This window comes from Streptomyces sp. 8P21H-1 (assembly GCF_013302945.1).
Window position 1 is genome coordinate 1 of sequence record NZ_JABTYA010000152.1, and the last position, 1502, is coordinate 1502.

Genomic DNA, 1502 nt, shown 5'->3' on the forward strand with positions numbered 1-1502 from the left:
GCATGTGCGCGCGATGGGCAGCGACGTGAAGGCTGGCGACCGGGCCCTGTCCGCGGGCACCGTCCTCGGCCCGCCGCAGATCGGCCTGCTCGCCGCGATCGGCCGCGGGACCGTCCGCGTACGGCCGCGCCCGCGCGTGGTGGTCATGTCCACCGGCAGCGAACTGGTCCAGCCCGACGGCACGTTGGAGAGCGGTCAGATCTACGACTCCAACAGCTTCGCGCTGTGCGCCGCGGCCCGCGACGCCGGGGCGATCGCCTACCGGGTGGGCGCGGTCACCGACGACGCCGAGACGCTCCGCGCCACCATCGAGGACCAGCTCATCCGCGCCGACCTCCTGGTCACCACGGGCGGCGTCAGCGTCGGCGCGTACGACGTCGTCAAGGAGGCGCTCTCCTCGGTCGGCGACGAGGACGAGGCGGGCGGCGGCATCGAGTTCCGCAAGCTCGCCATGCAGCCCGGCAAGCCGCAGGGCTTCGGCTCCATCGGCCCCGACCACACCCCGCTGCTCGCCCTCCCGGGCAACCCCGTCTCCTCGTACGTGTCCTTCGAGCTGTTCGTGCGCCCCGCGATCCGCACGTTGATGGGCGTGGCGGACGTCCACCGGCCCACCGGCCGGGCGACGCTGCGTACGGAGAAGGCCCTCACCTCACCCGCCGGCCGGCGTCAGTTCCTGCGCGGCCGGTACGAGGACGGGGAGGTGACGCCCGTCGGCGGCGCCGGGTCCCACCTCGTCGCGGCCCTCGCGCACGCGGACGCGCTGATCGTCGTCCCGGAGGCCGTCGAGTCCCTGGAGCCCGGCACCGAGGTGGACGTGGTCCGCCTCGGCCGGTAGGCCGAGGGCCCCCGGCCCGGGGGTGGGGGAGTACCGTGTCGCGCACGACAGGCACGACCGGGAGCGCCGCCACAGCATGAGTACGCAGGACCGACTGACCCACATCGACGAGGCGGGTGCCGCCCGCATGGTCGACGTGTCCGAGAAGGACGTGACCGCACGCACCGCGCGCGCGAGCGGTCGCGTCCTCGTCTCGCCCCGTGTGATCGAGCTGCTGCGCGGCGAGGGGGTGCCCAAGGGCGACGCCCTGGCCACCGCGCGCATCGCGGGCATCATGGGCGCCAAACGCACACCGGATCTGATTCCGCTCTGCCACCCGTTGTCGGTGTCGGGTGTCGAGCTCGACCTGGCGGTCGCGGACGACGCCGTCGAGATCCTGGCCACCGTGCGGACCACCGACCGCACGGGCGTCGAGATGGAGGCCCTCACCGCGGTCACCGTGGCGGCCCTGACCGTGATCGACATGGTCAAGGCGGTCGACAAGGGGGCGGTGATCACGGACGTGCGCGTGGAGGAGAAGACGGGCGGCAAGTCGGGCGACTGGAGCCGCACGTGACGACCCCGCAGCCCGGACCGCAGGCCGCCTCTGCCGGGTCGCCGACCGCCCTGGCCGGGCAGTCGGCTGCCCTCGGCGGACCGCCGATCGCCCTCGCCGGGTCGCCGGCCG

General features: G+C 74.2%; 2 protein-coding genes. Both read left to right on the forward strand.

Annotated elements, in window-relative coordinates; genetic code table 11:
• Nucleotides 1-835: gephyrin-like molybdotransferase Glp (gene glp, locus HO151_RS02630; protein WP_173894510.1), on the forward strand; the 835-nt coding region annotated here is incomplete at its 5' end.
• 76 nt (nt 836-911) lie between these two features.
• Complete coding sequence (moaC, locus tag HO151_RS02635; protein ID WP_173894511.1) at nt 912-1391, forward strand: cyclic pyranopterin monophosphate synthase MoaC; 480 nt, start codon at nt 912-914, stop codon at nt 1389-1391.
• Nucleotides 1392-1502 lie beyond the last annotated feature (111 nt).